The 14,726-nt window shown below is 69.7% G+C and carries 12 protein-coding genes; 5 read left to right on the forward strand and 7 right to left on the reverse strand.

Annotated features, from left to right (window positions below; all coding sequences use genetic code 11):
* Window positions 1-19: 19 nt before the first annotated feature.
* From DFJ65_RS12495 to DFJ65_RS12510, 4 genes are read right to left on the reverse strand one after another with little or no spacing between them, the layout of a single operon-like run.
* Window positions 20-808: an enoyl-CoA hydratase family protein gene (locus DFJ65_RS12495; protein ID WP_115923292.1), complete on the reverse strand. Its 789-nt coding sequence runs from the start codon at window positions 806-808 to the stop codon at window positions 20-22.
* The gene (locus DFJ65_RS12500; protein WP_115923293.1) at window positions 805-2,817 is read right to left on the reverse strand and encodes an ATP-binding protein; all 2,013 of its coding nucleotides are present in this window, start codon (window positions 2,815-2,817) and stop codon (window positions 805-807) included. Before DFJ65_RS12500 ends, DFJ65_RS12495 begins: the two co-directional genes overlap by 4 nt.
* Window positions 2,818-2,825: 8 nt before the next feature.
* On the reverse strand, window positions 2,826-4,424 hold the full coding sequence (locus DFJ65_RS12505) for an acyl-CoA carboxylase subunit beta (RefSeq protein ID WP_115923294.1): 1,599 nt from the start codon (window positions 4,422-4,424) through the stop codon (window positions 2,826-2,828).
* Window positions 4,421-6,145 carry an acyclic terpene utilization AtuA family protein gene (locus DFJ65_RS12510; protein WP_115923295.1) on the reverse strand — a complete coding sequence of 575 codons (1,725 nt, stop codon included), beginning with the start codon at window positions 6,143-6,145 and terminating at the stop codon, window positions 4,421-4,423. Before DFJ65_RS12510 ends, DFJ65_RS12505 begins: the two co-directional genes overlap by 4 nt.
* 77 nt (window positions 6,146-6,222) lie before the next feature.
* On the opposite strand from DFJ65_RS12510, the gene DFJ65_RS12515 reads away from it, so the two are divergent.
* Both DFJ65_RS12515 and DFJ65_RS12520 read left to right on the forward strand, forming a co-directional pair.
* Entirely contained in the window at window positions 6,223-7,365 is a 1,143-nt protein-coding gene (locus DFJ65_RS12515) for an acyl-CoA dehydrogenase family protein (protein ID WP_115923296.1), read from the forward strand.
* Window positions 7,366-7,395: 30 nt separating this feature from the next.
* Window positions 7,396-9,021: a class I adenylate-forming enzyme family protein gene (locus tag DFJ65_RS12520; RefSeq protein ID WP_115923297.1), complete on the forward strand. Its 1,626-nt coding sequence runs from the start codon at window positions 7,396-7,398 to the stop codon at window positions 9,019-9,021.
* On the opposite strand, the gene DFJ65_RS12525 is transcribed toward DFJ65_RS12520, so the two are convergent.
* Window positions 9,010-9,198, reverse strand: coding sequence for a hypothetical protein (locus tag DFJ65_RS12525; protein ID WP_115923298.1), 189 nt, complete (start codon window positions 9,196-9,198; stop codon window positions 9,010-9,012). The two genes, DFJ65_RS12520 and DFJ65_RS12525, sit on opposite strands and share 12 nt — an antisense overlap.
* Before the next feature lie 97 nt (window positions 9,199-9,295).
* On the opposite strand from DFJ65_RS12525, the gene DFJ65_RS12530 reads away from it, so the two are divergent.
* The gene (locus DFJ65_RS12530) at window positions 9,296-9,916 is read left to right on the forward strand and encodes a DUF937 domain-containing protein (protein ID WP_115923299.1); all 621 of its coding nucleotides are present in this window, start codon (window positions 9,296-9,298) and stop codon (window positions 9,914-9,916) included.
* A 77-nt stretch (window positions 9,917-9,993) separates the two neighbouring features.
* Here the strand turns inward: DFJ65_RS12530 and DFJ65_RS12535 are convergent, their stop codons facing one another.
* Window positions 9,994-11,142, reverse strand: coding sequence for an NAD(P)-dependent malic enzyme (locus DFJ65_RS12535; protein WP_115923300.1), 1,149 nt, complete (start codon window positions 11,140-11,142; stop codon window positions 9,994-9,996).
* Between the two features lie 294 nt (window positions 11,143-11,436).
* Here DFJ65_RS12535 and DFJ65_RS12540 point away from each other — a divergent pair, with 294 nt between their 5' ends.
* Window positions 11,437-11,976: a bifunctional adenosylcobinamide kinase/adenosylcobinamide-phosphate guanylyltransferase gene (locus DFJ65_RS12540; RefSeq protein WP_170144086.1), complete on the forward strand. Its 540-nt coding sequence runs from the start codon at window positions 11,437-11,439 to the stop codon at window positions 11,974-11,976.
* 33 nt (window positions 11,977-12,009) lie between these two features.
* On the opposite strand, the gene gcvT is transcribed toward DFJ65_RS12540, so the two are convergent.
* Window positions 12,010-13,116 (reverse strand): glycine cleavage system aminomethyltransferase GcvT, encoded by a 1,107-nt coding sequence (gene gcvT / locus DFJ65_RS12545; protein ID WP_115923302.1) that lies wholly within the window; start codon window positions 13,114-13,116, stop codon window positions 12,010-12,012.
* A gap of 94 nt (window positions 13,117-13,210) precedes the next feature.
* Here gcvT and DFJ65_RS12550 point away from each other — a divergent pair, with 94 nt between their 5' ends.
* Window positions 13,211-14,707: a leucyl aminopeptidase gene (locus DFJ65_RS12550; protein WP_115923303.1), complete on the forward strand. Its 1,497-nt coding sequence runs from the start codon at window positions 13,211-13,213 to the stop codon at window positions 14,705-14,707.
* Window positions 14,708-14,726 lie beyond the last annotated feature (19 nt).

Genomic DNA, 14,726 nt, shown 5'->3' on the forward strand with positions numbered 1-14,726 from the left:
ATCGAACCAGATCGCCCGGTCATGACACTGGGGCGGCCCAGCGCGGCGGACGCTTCTCCAGGAAGGCCCGCACACCTTCGGCGGCCTCCTGCGAGGCGAACAGACGCGACGACTGGTCGATCACCCGGTCGCGGTCGGCAGTAATGCCTGCCGCGAGGGCGTGGTTGACCAAGGTCTTCGATTCACGCAGCCCCTGGGGCGAGCAGGCCGCGAACGAACGCACGAACCCGTCCACCACCGCGTCGACGTCCGCGGAGTCGTCGACCGCACGAGTGATGAGCCCGATGCTCTCGGCACGCGCGGCGTCGAAGGTGTCGCCGGTCAGGAAGAGCTCGGACGCCGCACGGTCGCTCAGGCGCGGCAGCACCGTCAACGAGATGACCGACGCGGCCAGCCCGAGCCGGGCTTCGGTGAGCGCGAAGGTGGTTCTCGGCCCCGCGATCACCAGATCACATGCCGCGACGAGCCCGAGCCCGCCGGCCCGCACGTGACCGTCGATGCGTCCGATCACCGGCTTGCCGACGAGCACGATCGCTTCGAGCAGGTCGGTGAGTTGCTCGCCGCGGGCGCGCACCGGATCGGCGGACGCCGCGGGCGCCTCGGTCAAATCGGCGCCTGCGCAGAAGGTGCCGCCGGTGTGGGTCAGCACGATGGTGCGAACCGCGTCGTCGGCCGCCGCGCCCTCGAGTGCCTCACGCAGTTCGCGCACGAGTTGGTCGGACAGTGCATTCCGGTTGTGCGGGGAGTCGAGCGCGATCGTCGCGACACCGTTCCCGGTCTCGACGGCCACCCGTCGGTCTTCACTCATTGTCTTCCCTCCTGCGATTCCGGCGATTCCTCGTCGACGACCACCAGCACGGCACCCTGTTCGACCTGGGCACCGACCTGCACGGACACCTCGCTCACGACGCCGTCCGTCGCGGCCGTGACCGAGTGCTCCATCTTCATCGCCTCCAGCCACAACAGCGGCTGTCCCGCGCTCACCTCGTCGCCGACCTCGACCGCCAACCGGGTGACGGTGCCGGGCATCGGCGCGACGAGCGCGCCGGCGTGCATCTGCACCGACGGGTCGACGAACCGGGGCACGACCCCCAGCCGCACCGACCCGAGCGGGCTATCGACGGCGACCGCACCCTCGTCGGCCGAGCCGTACCGGGTGATCTCGAAGCGGCGCACCACGCCGTCGATCTCCAGACGCACCTCGCCGGGGGCGACGGAGACGACGGACGGCGACGCCGGCGCCTCGACGGTCACACCGTCGCGACCGTGCTGGTAGACGACCTCGATCTCGTTGTCCCCCAGCGAGAATCGCCGCGACTGGGGCGATGGCGCGAGGGTGCGGAAGCCGGCGGGAACGCCCGCATTGCTGGTGGCGCGTTCTGCCGCCGAGTTCGCCAGCGCCGCAGCCACCGCGGCGAGCGCCGGATCCTCCCCCGTTCCGTCGAGCAGTTCGCCGGGCTCGTGCTGGGTGTAGAACCGGGTGTCGGCGGTGCCGTCGAGAAACTCCGGGTGCAGCAGGCTGGCCACCAGCAGGTCGCGGTTGGTGGTGAACCCGTGGATGCGCGCGCGCCGCAACACCGAGGCGAGCAGCCGCACGGCGCTCTCCCGGTCGGCGGCGCGGGAGATCACCTTGGCGAGCATCGGGTCGTAGTGCACCGACACGACGTCGCCGCTGCGCACACCGGCGTCGAGGCGCACCCCACCGTTCGGCGGGATCTCGAATTCGGTTGCCACCTGCGGGATCTCGAGCACGTCCAGGGTGCCGCTGGTGGGCGTCCAACCGGCGGCAGGGTCTTCGGCGTAAAGACGCGCCTCGATGGAGTGACCGCTCATCGTCGGCTCGTCGTCGGTGAGCGCGCGCCCCTCGGCGACGTCGAGTTGCAGACCGACCAGGTCGAGACCGGTGACCGACTCGGTGACCGGATGTTCGACCTGAAGGCGGGTGTTCATCTCCAGGAACCAGAACCGTCCGCGTTCGTCGGCGAGGAACTCCACCGTGCCGGCGCCCCGGTAGCCGACCGACGCCGCCGCGTCTCGAGCCGCCGCGAGCAGCCGCTCGCGCATGTCACCACCGACCCGGTCGACCAGCGGGGACGGCGCCTCCTCGATCACCTTCTGGTGGCGACGCTGCAGGGAGCACTCGCGTTCGCCCAGCGCCCAGACGGTGCCGTGGGCGTCGGCCATCACCTGCACCTCGACGTGGTGACCGGCCTCGAGGTACTGCTCGCAGAACACCGTGTCGTCGCCGAATGCACTGCCGGCCTCGCGCGAGGCGCTGGCGACGGCGTCGGTGAGTTCGGACAGTTCGCGCACGACCCGCATGCCGCGTCCGCCCCCACCGGCCGACGCCTTCACAAGCACCGGCAGGTGCTCCTGGGTGATGTCGTCGACCGCGAGCTTCTCCAGCACCGGCACCCCGGCCTGCGCCATCCGTGCCTTCGACTCCACCTTCGAGCCCATCAGGTCGATCGCGTCGGGGTCGGGGCCGATCCACACGAGCCCGGCCTCCCGGACGGCGCGGGCGAACCCGGCGTTCTCGGACAGGAACCCGTAGCCGGGGTGGATCGCGTCGGCGCCCACCTTGCGGGCCGCCTCGATGATCAGGTCGCCGCGCAGATAGGTCTCCGCGGAGCTGACACCCGGCAGACGGACGGCTGAATCGGCCTCCAGCACATGCGGACTGGTCGCATCGGCGTCGGAGTGAACAGCCACCGTGGCGATGCCGCGGGCACGGCAGGTGGCGAACACACGTCGGGCGATCTCGCCGCGGTTGGCCACCAGCACGCTGGTGATGGTCTGGGTCTTCACGTTGGTCATTGGCTTCCTCACATCCGGAAGACGCCGAAGGAGTCGGCGCCTTCGTACGGTGCGGTGTGGATCGCGGACAGCGCCATGCCGAGCACGGTGCGGGTGTCGCGGGGGTCGATGATCCCGTCGTCGTAGACGAGACCGGAGAGCACGAGCGGCATGGCCTCGGCGGTGATCTGCTTCTCGATCATCGCGCGCACCGCCAGGGCGCCGTCCTCGTCGAACGGTTTGCCCTGCGCGAGCGCCGACGCCTTCGAGACGCTGTAGGTGACGTCGGCCAACTGGGTCGCACCCATCACCGACGAACGCGCGCTCGGCCAGGTGAACACGAACCGTGGCTCGTACGCCCGCCCGCACATGCCGTAATGGCCTGCGCCGTAGGAGTTTCCGAGGAGCACCGAGATGTGCGGCACGGTCGAGTTGGAGACCGCGTTGATCATCATCGCGCCGTGCTTGATGATGCCGCCCTGCTCGTACTCCTTGCCGACCATGTAGCCGGTGGTGTTGTGCAGGAACAGCAGCGGCGTGTTCGACCGGTTCGCGAGTTGGATGAACTGCGCGGCCTTCTGCGCCTCCTGGCTGAACAGCACACCGCGGGCGTTGGCGAGGATGCCGATCGGATAGCCGTGCAGCTGCGCCCACCCGGTGACCAACGAGCTGCCGTAGAGCGGCTTGAACTCATCGAAATCGGAGTCGTCGACGATGCGCGCGATCACCTCGCGCGGGTCGAACGGGTTCTTGAGGTCGGGCGGCACGATCGCCAGCAGGTCGTCGCTGTCGTAGCGCGGCGGTTTCGGCGAATGGCTGCGTGGCCCACCGGCTTTGCGCCAGTTCAGCCGCGACACGATGCGCCGCCCGACCCGCAGCGCGTCGGGCTCGTCGACGGCGTAGTAGTCGGCGAGGCCGGAGACCCGGGCGTGCATGCCGGCGCCGCCGAGGGACTCGTCGTCCGACTCCTCACCGGTGGCGGCCTTCACCAACGGCGGGCCGGCGAGGAACACCTTGGAGCGCTCCTCGATCATCACCACGTGGTCGCTCATGCCGGGCAGGTAGGCGCCGCCCGCGGTCGAGTTGCCGAACACGATGGCGATCGTCGGGATGCCCGCCGCCGAGAGCCGCGTGAGGTTGCGGAAGGTGGCGCCGCCGGGGATGAAGATGTCCTTCTGCGTCGGCAGATCCGCGCCGCCGGACTCCACGAGACTGATCACCGGGAGCCGGTTCTGGATCGCGATCTCGTGCATCCGCAGGGTCTTCTTCACCCCGGACGGGTTGGTCGAGCCACCTTTGACCGTCGGGTCGTTCGCGATGATCATGCACTCGACGCCCTCGACGATGCCGATGCCGGCCACCGCGCTGCCGCCCACCTTGAACTGACTGCCGTAGCCCGCGTACGGCGCGAGCTCAAGGAACGGTGCGTCCCGGTCGAGCAACAGGTCGATGCGCTCACGGGCGGTGAGCTTGCCGCGCTTGCGGTGGCGTTCGACCGCGGCCGCGCCGCCGCCCTCCACCACCTCGGCGGCGACGGCGTCGATCTCGGCGAGCTGCTCGAGCATCGCCGTCCGGTTGGTCGTCGCCTCCGGCGATGCGGCGTCGAATGCGCTGCCTAGCAACGTCATCGGTTCGTTCCTTCCTGATCGAAACGGGTCGGCAGGTCGACCACCCGGGCGCGCAGCCACTCACCGAGTGCCTTCGCCTGTGCGTCGAACCGGGCGGCGTAGGCCACGCCCTCGCCGAGCAGACCCTCGACGACGAAGTTGATCGCCCGAAGGTTGGGCAGCCGGGTGCGTTCGACCCGCAGAGGCGCCGTCTCCGGCAGTAGTTCCTGCAGCTTCTCGACGGTGAGGAACGAGTCGAGCCAGCGGAATTCGTCCTCGCTGTGCACCCAGACGCCGACATTGGCGTTGCCGCCCTTGTCGCCCGACCGCGCGCCGGCGATGGTGCCGAGCGGGCGCCGGACGGTGTCACCGAAGTCTTCGGGGAACACCGGGGCGTCGTCGGTGGTCGGCTCCAGCGGCTGGGTCTGCGGTGGCGCGGGGATGCGCACCGTGGAGCCGTCGTCGAGCACGGCGATGTGCCGCGGCACCCCCTGGTCGACGTAGCCGGGCTTGAACACCCCGTACGCCGTGCCACCCGAGGGCGGCGCCGTGAGGAAGCAGCCCGGGTAGGTCGCGAGCGCCATCTCGACGGCCGCGCCCGACAGGGCGCGGCCCACCGTCTTCTCGTCGGGGTCGCGGGCGACGAGGGTGAGCCGGGCGGCCGCACGCTCCTGGGTGTCGGGGTCTTCGTGGTCGGTGCGCGAGAGGGTCCAGTCGAGTTCGGCCGGCCGCACGGCCAGGGCGTCCTCCACCTGGCGGCGCACGAACGCGGCTTTGTCGTCGATGTCGAGGCCGGTGAGCACGAACGTCAACTCGTTGCGGAAGCCACCGAGCGAGGTGCACGACACCTTCAGCTGCGGCGGCGGCGCCTCACCCTCGGCACCCGACACGAGCACACGGTCGGGGCCCTCCTGCTCCAATCGCAGCGAATCGAGCCGGAGCACCGCATCGGGGCCGGCGTACCGGGCGCCCTGCACCTCGTAGAGCAACTGGGAGAGCACCGTGTCGACGGTGACGAAACCGCCGGTGCCGTCGTGCTTGGTGATGACGAACGAGCCGTCCTCGTGGATCTCGGCGATCGGGAACCCGGGCCGCGCGAGGTCGTCGAGCCAGCCGTCCGCGCGGTTGAAGAACGCGAAGTTGCCGCCGGTGGCCTGCGTGCCGCACTCGATGATGTGGCCGGCCGCCATCGCCCCGGCGATCTGGTCGTAATCGGTTGTGCCCCAGCCGAACCGGTCGATCGCCGGGCCCACGACGACGGACGCGTCGGTGACGCGTCCGGTGATGACGACATCGGCACCCGAGCGGCACGCCTCGGCGATGCCGAAGGCGCCCAGGTAGGCGTTGGCGGCGAGCACCTTCCCGAGGCCGAGTTCCTCGGACCGCTCGGTGAGGTCGTCGCCCTCGACGACCGCGACGGTCACGTCGAGACCGAGCCCGCGGGCGACCTCGCGCACCGCGTCGGCACAGCCGCGCGGGTTGAGTCCGCCGGCGTTGGAGACGATGCGCACCCCGCGCTCGAGGGCGGTGCCGAGGCTGTCCTCCAACTGCCGAACGAAGGTGCGGGCGTAGCCGAGTTCGGTGTCGCGCATGCGGTCTCGCCCGAGGATCAGCATGGTGAGTTCGGCGAGGTAGTCACCGGTCAGCACGTCGAGGTCGCCACCGTCGAGCATCTCGCGCATCGCGGACAACCGGTCGCCGTAGAAGCCCGAACAGTTGCCCACCCGAAGAGGGTTGGTCATGGCTCGCAGCGTTCCACAATCGACAAAAACAAGCAAGCATGCTTGTTTTTTTCCTCGGCCGCTCCTACGGTGATGCCATGCGGCTCACTCAGGACCACGAAGACTTCCGTGCAGGCGTCCGTCGCTTCGTCGACCGGGACGTGAACCCCCACGTGGACGAGTGGGAGAAGTCCCACTTCCCCGCCCACGAACTCTTCCCCAAGGCGGCCGAACTCGGCCTGCTCGGCATCGAGTACGAGCCGGAGTACGGCGGCCTCGGCGCCGATCACAGCTTCACGATGATCGCGGCCGAGGAGTACGGCCGGATGCACAGCGCGGGTATCAGCATGGCACTGGGCGTGCAGACGATGATGGCTACGCCGTCACTGGCCGAGTTGGGCACGCCCGAGCAGAAGAAGCAGTTCCTCGCGCCCGCTATCGCCGGCGAGGCGGTCGCCGCGATCGGTGTCACCGAACCCGACACCGGCTCGGACGTCGCACGACTGCGCACCCGAGCCCGCCGCGACGGCGACGACTGGGTGATCACCGGACGCAAGATGTATATCACCAACGGCTCCCAGGCCGACTGGATCTGCCTGCTGGCCCGCACCTCCGACGAGGGCGGTTACCGCGGCATGTCGCAGATCATCCTGCCGACGAAGTCCGAGGGGTTCTCGGTGAGCCGGCTGCTCGACAAGATGGGCAACCGCAGCTCCGACACCGCCGAGCTCGTGCTCGACGAGGTGCGGGTGCCGGTGGCCAACACCATCGGCGAGGTCGGCCGCGGGTTCCAGCAACAGATGAAGCAGTTCGTGATCGAGCGGATGTTCGCCGCGTACAGCGCGATCGGGCAGTGCAACCACGCCCTCGAGCGCACCCGCGAGTACATCGCTCAGCGCACCGTGTTCGGCAAGCCGCTGGCCGAGCGCCAGTACGTCGCGTTCCGGCTCACCGAACTGCAGGCGAAGGTCGACCTGCTGCGCAGCCACAACCTGCAGACCTGCGAGACGCTGCTCGCCGGTGAGGACATCACCCGGATGGCGTCGATCGGCAAGCTGACGGCCGGACGACTGGTGCGCGAGGTCGCCGACACGTGCATGCAGTTCCACGGCGGCATGGGCTACATCGAGGAGACCTGGACAGCGCGCTTCATGCGCGACACCCGACTGGGCTCGATCGGCGGCGGCGCCGACGAGGTGATGCTCCAGGTGCTCGCCCGCCTCGACGGCCTGCCCGCCTGACCCGCTACCGCTCACCTGAAGGAGTACGCCATGCAGCCCGATCTGTCCCTCGTCGACCCGCTGGACCATCACCTCGCCACCCGCGTGAACGTGGGCGACATGCTCACCCGGAGCGCGGCGCTGTTTCCCGACCGGGTGGCGGTCGTCGACGGCGACACCGAGATCACCTACCGCGAACTCGCCTCCACCGCAGATCGATTCGGCCGTGCGCTGCTCGACGAGGGCGTCGAACCCGGCACCGCGGTCGCGCTGCTGATGACGAACTCGTGGAAGATGCTCGCCGCCTACTACGGGTGTGCGCGGGCCGGACTGGTGGTGTTGCCGCTCAACATCGTGCTGCTGCCGGAACTGCTCACCTGGATCGTCGGCGATGCGGAGGCGACGGCGATCGTCGCCGACGAGGCCCTGCGTCCGAAGCTGGAACCGGTCGTCGCCGGCTCCCCCGCCGTCCGCACCGTCGTCATGACCTCCGACGCCCCGGAGCCCGTCGCCGACCGCCGGACGGTGTCGTGGAACGACATCCTGGCCGCGGCGTCCGACGCGCCGTTGGAGGTCGAGGTGCCCGAGCGCGCACCGGTGCAGTGCCTCTACACCTCCGGCACGACGTCGAACCCGAAGGGCGTGCTGACCAGCCACGTCTCGGTGACGATCGCCCTGCTCAGCAATGCCATCGTCACCCGGCAAGGCTGGGGCTCGGACGCGCCGGTGATGCTCGTGGTGCTGCCGCTGTTCCACGTGACCGCGTTGAACACCCTCGCGATGCCGGTGCTGATGATGGGTGGCACGGTCGTCATGCCGTCGCTCGCTTTCGACCCCGCCAAGGTGTTGGACGCCGTCGAGCAGCGCTCGATCACCCACCTGATGATGCTGCCGATGATGCACGCCGCGTGTGCCGCCGAACAGCAACGGTCAGCGAGGAATCTGGAGTCGGTGCGCTGCGCGATCTACGCGATGGCGCCGATGCCCGAAGACCTGCTGAACAAGGTCGACACGATGTACCCGAACGCGAGCGTCATCCTCGGCTCGGGCCAGACCGAGGTGGTGCCCGCGACCGTCATGCAGTGGCCGGAGCACCGTCACACGGCGGCCGCGTCGTGGGGACCGCAGGTGCCGACCGTGCTGACCAAGACGATGGACCCCGTGTCGGGCGCGGTGCAAGGACCCAACACCACCGGCGAGATCGTGTACCGCGGCCCGAACGTCGGCCTCGGCTACTGGAACAACCCGACCGCCAACGCCGAGGCCTTCGCGCACGGCTGGTTCCACTCCGGCGATGTCGGGCACCTCGACGACGAGAGCGTTGTGTGGTTCACCGACCGCACCAAGGACATCATCAAGTCGGGCGGCGAGAACGTCTCGTCGGTCGCGGTCGAGGCGGCGCTGCTCAGCGCACCGGGAGTGGCGGAGTGCAGCGTGGTCGGTGTGCCGCACGACCGGTGGGGCGAGGCGGTCTGCGCGGTCGTCGTCCCCGACGGGAGCGTCGACCCGGCCGATCTGGAGGACCAGGTCATCGCCTACGCGAAGACCCGGCTCGCCGGGTTCCAGGTGCCCAAGAGCGTGCAACTGGTCGAGGAGCTGCCGAAGACGGCGACCGGGAAGATCCAGAAGTTCGAGGTGCGGGCGGCGGCCCGGGTGGCCGCCGAATCAGCTGGGTGACAACGGCATCGGCCCGTAGACGTCGAAGTCGCCCTGCCGCAGGGTGACCGCCCTGACCCCGGCGTCGGCGAGTTCCTCCCAGCTCTGCGACAGCCAGGCCTCGGCGTCCGCCTGCGTCGGGAAACCGGCCGATCCGTCCGGCTCGCCGCCGGTGTAGGCCCAGGTCCACTCGTTCATCCCTGCACCGTAGGCGAAACCCGTAGGGTGATTGCGCGGTCGTCCGCGAGGACGACACCAACTCAACACCCAGCCAACCCCCGAGCCAGGAGCTTCCATGGACGCACGACAGGACATCCTCGACCGGATCCCGATGGACCAGCTTGCCGCGCAGGTCGGCGCGGACGAGCAGACCACCCGCGCCGCCGCGGAGCAGTTGATCCCCGCACTGGTCGGCGGCCTGCAGGCGAACGCCCAGGACGAGGCCGGGGCGCAGTCGCTGTTCGACGCGCTCGGCGACCACCAGGGCGGTACGCCGGCGCTCGACCAGGTCGACACCCAGGAGGGCCAGCAGATCGTCAGCCACGTCTTCGGTGCCAACCAGGACGAGGTCGTCAACCGGCTCGGCGGCATGGACGGCGGCGCCGGCGGCGACATCCTGAAGAAGCTGCTGCCGATCCTCGCGCCGATCGTGCTCAGCTACATCTCCGGCAAGGTGCTCGGCGGCGGACAGACCGGCGGGCAGACCACTGGACAGGCGGCACCGCAGCAGCCGGCCGGCCAGAACACCGGCCAGAGCACCGGCCAGGCACCCACCCAGGACGCCGGCGCGGGCGGTCTCGGCGACATCCTCGGCAGCATCCTCGGCGGCATGGGCGGCGGCCAGGGCGCACAGGGCGGTCTGCCCGGCGGACTGGGCGACATCCTCGGCGGCATCCTCGGCGGAGGGCGTCGCTGACAGCACCCCCGACACACGCGAAAGCGCCGAGGTGATCTCGCAGATCGCCTCGGCCCTTTCGCGTGTTCGCTTGAAACTCAGGCGAGTTCGGACACCGCTCGAGCCACGGTCGGGGCGACCCGCTCGTCGAACACGCTCGGCACGATCTGCGTCGCGGTGGGGTTGTCGACCAGCGACGCGATCGCCTCGGCGGCAGCGACCTTCATCGCCTCGGTGATCTGCGGGGCGCCCGAGTCGAGGGCACCGCGGAACAGCCCCGGGAAGGCGAGCACGTTGTTGATCTGGTTCGGGAAGTCCGACCGTCCGGTCGCGACGACGGCCGCGTACTTGTGCGCCACCGTCGGGTGCACCTCCGGGTCGGGGTTGGCGAGCGCGAAGATGATGCAGTTGTCGGCCATCTTAGCGACGTCCGACTCGGGCACGGTGCCGCCCGACACTCCGACGTAGACGTCGGCCTCGAGCAGCGCGTCGCCGAGCTTGCCGCGCAGACCCAACGGGTTGGTGGTGGCGGCGAGCTTGCGCTTGTGCTCGGTGAGGTCGCTGCGCTGCGGTTCGATGATGCCGCGGGAGTCGCAGACCACGAGGTCCTTGATGCCGGCCCGACGGAAGATGTTGGCGATCGCGACACCCGCGGCGCCGGCGCCGCCGATGACGACCCGCAGCGAGGCGATGTCGCGCCCGACCACCTTCGCCGCGTTGATCAGCGCGGCGAGAGCCACGATCGCGGTGCCGTGCTGGTCGTCGTGGAAGACCGGGATGTCGAGGCGCTCCTTGAGCTGCCGCTCGATCTCGAAGCAACGCGGCGCGGAGATGTCCTCCAGGTTGATGCCGCCGTAGGTCGGGGCGAGGCGGACGACGGCTTCGACGATCTCCTCGACGGTGCCCGATTCGAGGCACACCGGCACGGAGTCGACGTTGCCGAAGTGCTTGAACAACACCGCCTTTCCCTCCATCACCGGCAGCGCGGCAACCGGACCGATGTCACCGAGACCGAGCACGGCGGTGCCGTCGGTGACGACCGCGACGGTGTTGCGGCGAGTCGTGTAGGTGAACGAGAGCTGCGGGTCTTGGGCGATGGCACGGCACACGTCGGCGACGCCGGGCGTGTACAGCATCGAGAGGTCTTTGCGGTCGCGCAGCGGCTTGCTCGGCACCGACTCGAGCTTGCCGCCCTCGTGCGCGACGAAGATCGGGCCGGACGTATCAGGGCTGGATGAGTGAGTCATGGCAGACAAAGGTCTCCACCTCCATTGGCGGTTTCGGCTTCACGAATGGGCGCCCGGTTCGCAATGGGGCCAGGCGCTGTGATCGGTCGAATCGCCAGGGTGGAGGCGTACTTCCTGTATCGGGCGGGGTTTGCCCGCGATCGTGGGCCAAGTCTGGCACACCGCACCGCCCCTGCAGGAGGCGACACGGGGCATTGGTCCGCCATTCGGTCCGCGGGTCGGCCAAGTACCCTGTACGGCGCGGCCGGTGTCATGGTCGTGACGGCGGAATCGGTGCTGCAGGAGGCTGGACGGATGGCGACGACCCTGGTGCTCGGGGGCACGCGCAGCGGGAAGACCCGACACGCACGATCGTTGTTGCCCACCGGGGCCTACACGGTCATCGACGCTTCGGCCGACGGCCACGACCACAACGACGGTGTGCACGGTCCCCGGGAGGACGTCGTCACCGGCGCCGAGAAGAACGTCGTGCGCACGCTCGATGTGACCCGGTCGATCCTGCGCTCGCGCAACCCCGTGCTGGTCGACTGCCTCGGCACCTGGGTCGTCGGTCTGCTCGACGAATGGCAGTCGTGGGACGACCTCACCGGCTCGTTGAAACGCGTCGAGGACGTCACGTACGAGTTGGCCGCGCTGTGGGCCGATGCGCCGTTCGACACCGTCGCGGTGTCACACGAGGTGAGCTTCTCCCCCGTGCCGGTCGAACCGCGGGCCCGCGTCTACCAGGAGACGCTCGGACGGGTGAACGCGATCATCTCCGAGGCCAGCCGGCGAACCCATGTGGTGATCGCCGGCCGGATCCTCGACCTGTCGAACGCACCGGTGGTGCGCTGATTACTCAGTGATCTGACTGAACCGCGTTGCGGCTCAGTCGGTCTCGACCTTCACGAAGGGCGGCTTCACGACCTTCGCCTCCGCCGCGCGGCCGCGCACGTCGATGACGACCTCGTCGCCCTCGGCGGCGTCGCGGTCGAGCAGCGCGAGTGCGATGCCCTGCTTGAGGGTCGGCGACATCGTGCCGGAGGTGACCTCGCCGATGACGTCACCGGCGGCGTTCTTCACCTCGCAGTGCGACCGCGGAATGCCGCGGCCGGTGACCAGCAGACCCCAGGTGAGTCGGTAGTCCTTCGCCGCCTTCTGCGCCTCGAGCGCCTCCTTGCCCCAGAAGGCGTCCTTCTTCCAACCGACGGCCCAGCCGGAGCGCGCCATGTTGGGCGTGATCTGCATCGACAGGTCGTTGCCGTGCAACGGGTAGCCCATCTCGGTGCGCAACGTGTCGCGGGCGCCCAGGCCGCAGGGCAGACCGCCGTACGGCTGCATGGCCTCGACCAGCGCATCCCACACTGCCGGGGTGTCGTCCCAGCGCGGCACGAGCTCGAAGCCCTTCTCCCCGGTGTAACCGGACCGCAGCACGATGACCGGACGGCCGTTCCAGTCGGCCTCGGTGAACGACATGTACTCCAGGTCGGTCGGCAGCCCGAGCGCCTGCACCACCTCGAACGACTTCGGACCCTGCACCGCGATCACGCCGTACTCGGTGTGCTGGTCGGTGACGGTGATGCCGTCGGGCACCTTCTCGTTCATCCGGCGCACCACCTCGGCGGTGTTGGCGGCGTTCGGCACCAGGAACACCTCGTCGTCGCCGTGGAGATACTGGATCAGGTCGTCGACCACGCCGCCGGTGGCCTCGTCGCAGCACATCGTGTACTGCGCCTTCGGCGGCGACACCTTACGCAGGTCGTTGGTGAAGCACCTGTTCACGAAGTCGGCCGCACCCGGGCCTTTGACCAGGGCCTTGCCGAGGTGGCTGACATCGAAGATGCCGACCGCTTCGCGCACGGCGGTGTGCTCGCGCAGCACCCCTGCGCCCGGGTACTCGATCGGCATCTGCCAACCGCCGAAGTCGGCCATCTTCGCCCCGAGCGCCGTGTGCCGGTCGTGCAGCGGGGAGGCTTTCAGTGATGCATCGCTCATGAGAGCCGAACCTACAGTCCGACACCCGCGTATTGTCGCCGGTGGGCCAAACCCGCGAGTACACCCGAGATCACCCCGAGAGGACGCTCACCCCGTGACCAATGTGACCCTGACCGACCGCCCCGCCGACAAGGTGTCGGCACCCGTTCTGGTCGTGATGACCCTTGCCACCGGCGGCAAGGCGACCGTCGCGTCCGGCAACATCGACCCCGCCGTCGCGGAGGCCGTCAACGGCGCCCTGGAAGTGCTCGGCGCCACCGGCACTGCGGACGAGGTCGTCAAGCTCGCCGGCATCCCGGGGGCTACGGGTCTGGTGGTGGCCACCGGTTCGGGTCTCGATCACGAGCCGACGGACGCCGACACCGAGGCCGTGCGTCGCGCCGCCGGTGCCGCCGCGCGCACGCTGACCGACACCGCGCACGCCTGCTTCGGCTTCCCCAGCGACTCCAGCGCGCTCACCGTGGCGACCGTCGAGGGTGTCCGGTTCGGAGCGTACGAGTACACCGCCTACCGCGCCACCGGTCCAAAGCCGCAGCCGCTGACGAAGGCCACCGTGTCGTCGTCCGTGGCGAAGGCGTCGGCCACCAAGACCGGCGTGAAGCGCGCGCAGGTCGTCGCCGACGCGCAGGCGTGGGCCCGCGACCTGGTCAACCAGCCGCCGCTCGACCTCTACCCGGCGTCGTTCGCCGACGCCGCGAAGAAGTACTTCGCCGGCACCGAGGTGAAGGTGCAGGTGCAGGACGAGAAGGCGTTGGCGAAGGCCAACTGCGGCGGCCTCATCGGCGTCGGACGCGGCTCGGCGCGCCCGCCGCGTCTGGTCACCCTCACCTACAAGCCGGCCAAGGCCAAGGCTCACATCGCGCTCGTCGGCAAGGGCATCACCTTCGACAGCGGCGGCCTGTGCATCAAGCCCGGCGCGAGCATGGTCACGATGAAGTGCGACATGGCCGGCGCGGCCGCCGTCGCCGCGGCGACCGCCGCGATCGCGGCGCTCGGTCTGCCGATCGCCGTCACCACCTACCTGTGCCTGGCCGAGAACCTCACCGGCGCCGACGCGCAGCGTCCGGGCGACGTCGTCACCATGCCGAACGGCAAGTCGGTCGAGATCATCAACACCGACGCCGAGGGACGCCTGGTGATGGCCGACGGCCTCTGCTTCGCCTCGACCGTCGACCCCGACCTCGTCATCGACGTCGCGACGCTGACCGGCGCCGCGGTGCTCTCGCTCGGTCCGCGCACGACCGCGGTGCTGTCCAACCAGGACGCGCTGCGCGACGAGGTGCTCGCCGCCGCCGGCACCGCCGGCGAGGCGATGTGGCCGATCCCGCTGCTGGACGAACTGCGTCCGTCGATGAAGTCCAACGTCGCCGACGTGAAGCACACCGGTGAGCGCATGGGCGGCATGATCACCGCCGCGCTGTTCCTGCGCGAGTTCGTCGGGGACGACAACTCGGGGGCCCAGTTGCCGTGGGCCCACCTCGACATCGCCGGCCCGGCGTTCAACGAGGCAGGCGCCTACGGCTACACCCCGGCCGGGGCGACGGGTCACAGCGTCCGCACGCTGGTGGCGCTGGCCGAAGCGCGCGCCTGACCGCACGAACGAACGGTGC

The sequence above is a fragment of the Calidifontibacter indicus genome (assembly GCF_003386865.1).
GTDB classification, from domain to species: domain Bacteria; phylum Actinomycetota; class Actinomycetes; order Actinomycetales; family Dermatophilaceae; genus Yimella; species Yimella indica.

Excerpts from the sequence above, each read along its gene's own strand:
- DFJ65_RS12495 (WP_115923292.1), bottom strand. The coding sequence starts at position 808 with ATGAGTGAAGACCGACGGGTGGCCGTCGAGACCGGGAACGGTGTCGCG.
- DFJ65_RS12500 (WP_115923293.1), bottom strand. The coding sequence starts at position 2,817 with ATGACCAACGTGAAGACCCAGACCATCACCAGCGTGCTGGTGGCCAAC.
- DFJ65_RS12505 (WP_115923294.1), bottom strand. The coding sequence starts at position 4,424 with ATGACGTTGCTAGGCAGCGCATTCGACGCCGCATCGCCGGAGGCGACG.
- DFJ65_RS12510 (WP_115923295.1), bottom strand. The coding sequence starts at position 6,145 with ATGACCAACCCTCTTCGGGTGGGCAACTGTTCGGGCTTCTACGGCGAC.
- DFJ65_RS12515 (WP_115923296.1), top strand. The coding sequence starts at position 6,223 with ATGCGGCTCACTCAGGACCACGAAGACTTCCGTGCAGGCGTCCGTCGC.
- DFJ65_RS12520 (WP_115923297.1), top strand. The coding sequence starts at position 7,396 with ATGCAGCCCGATCTGTCCCTCGTCGACCCGCTGGACCATCACCTCGCC.
- DFJ65_RS12525 (WP_115923298.1), bottom strand. The coding sequence starts at position 9,198 with ATGAACGAGTGGACCTGGGCCTACACCGGCGGCGAGCCGGACGGATCG.
- DFJ65_RS12530 (WP_115923299.1), top strand. The coding sequence starts at position 9,296 with ATGGACGCACGACAGGACATCCTCGACCGGATCCCGATGGACCAGCTT.
- DFJ65_RS12535 (WP_115923300.1), bottom strand. The coding sequence starts at position 11,142 with ATGACTCACTCATCCAGCCCTGATACGTCCGGCCCGATCTTCGTCGCG.
- DFJ65_RS12540 (WP_170144086.1), top strand. The coding sequence starts at position 11,437 with ATGGCGACGACCCTGGTGCTCGGGGGCACGCGCAGCGGGAAGACCCGA.
- gcvT (WP_115923302.1), bottom strand. The coding sequence starts at position 13,116 with ATGAGCGATGCATCACTGAAAGCCTCCCCGCTGCACGACCGGCACACG.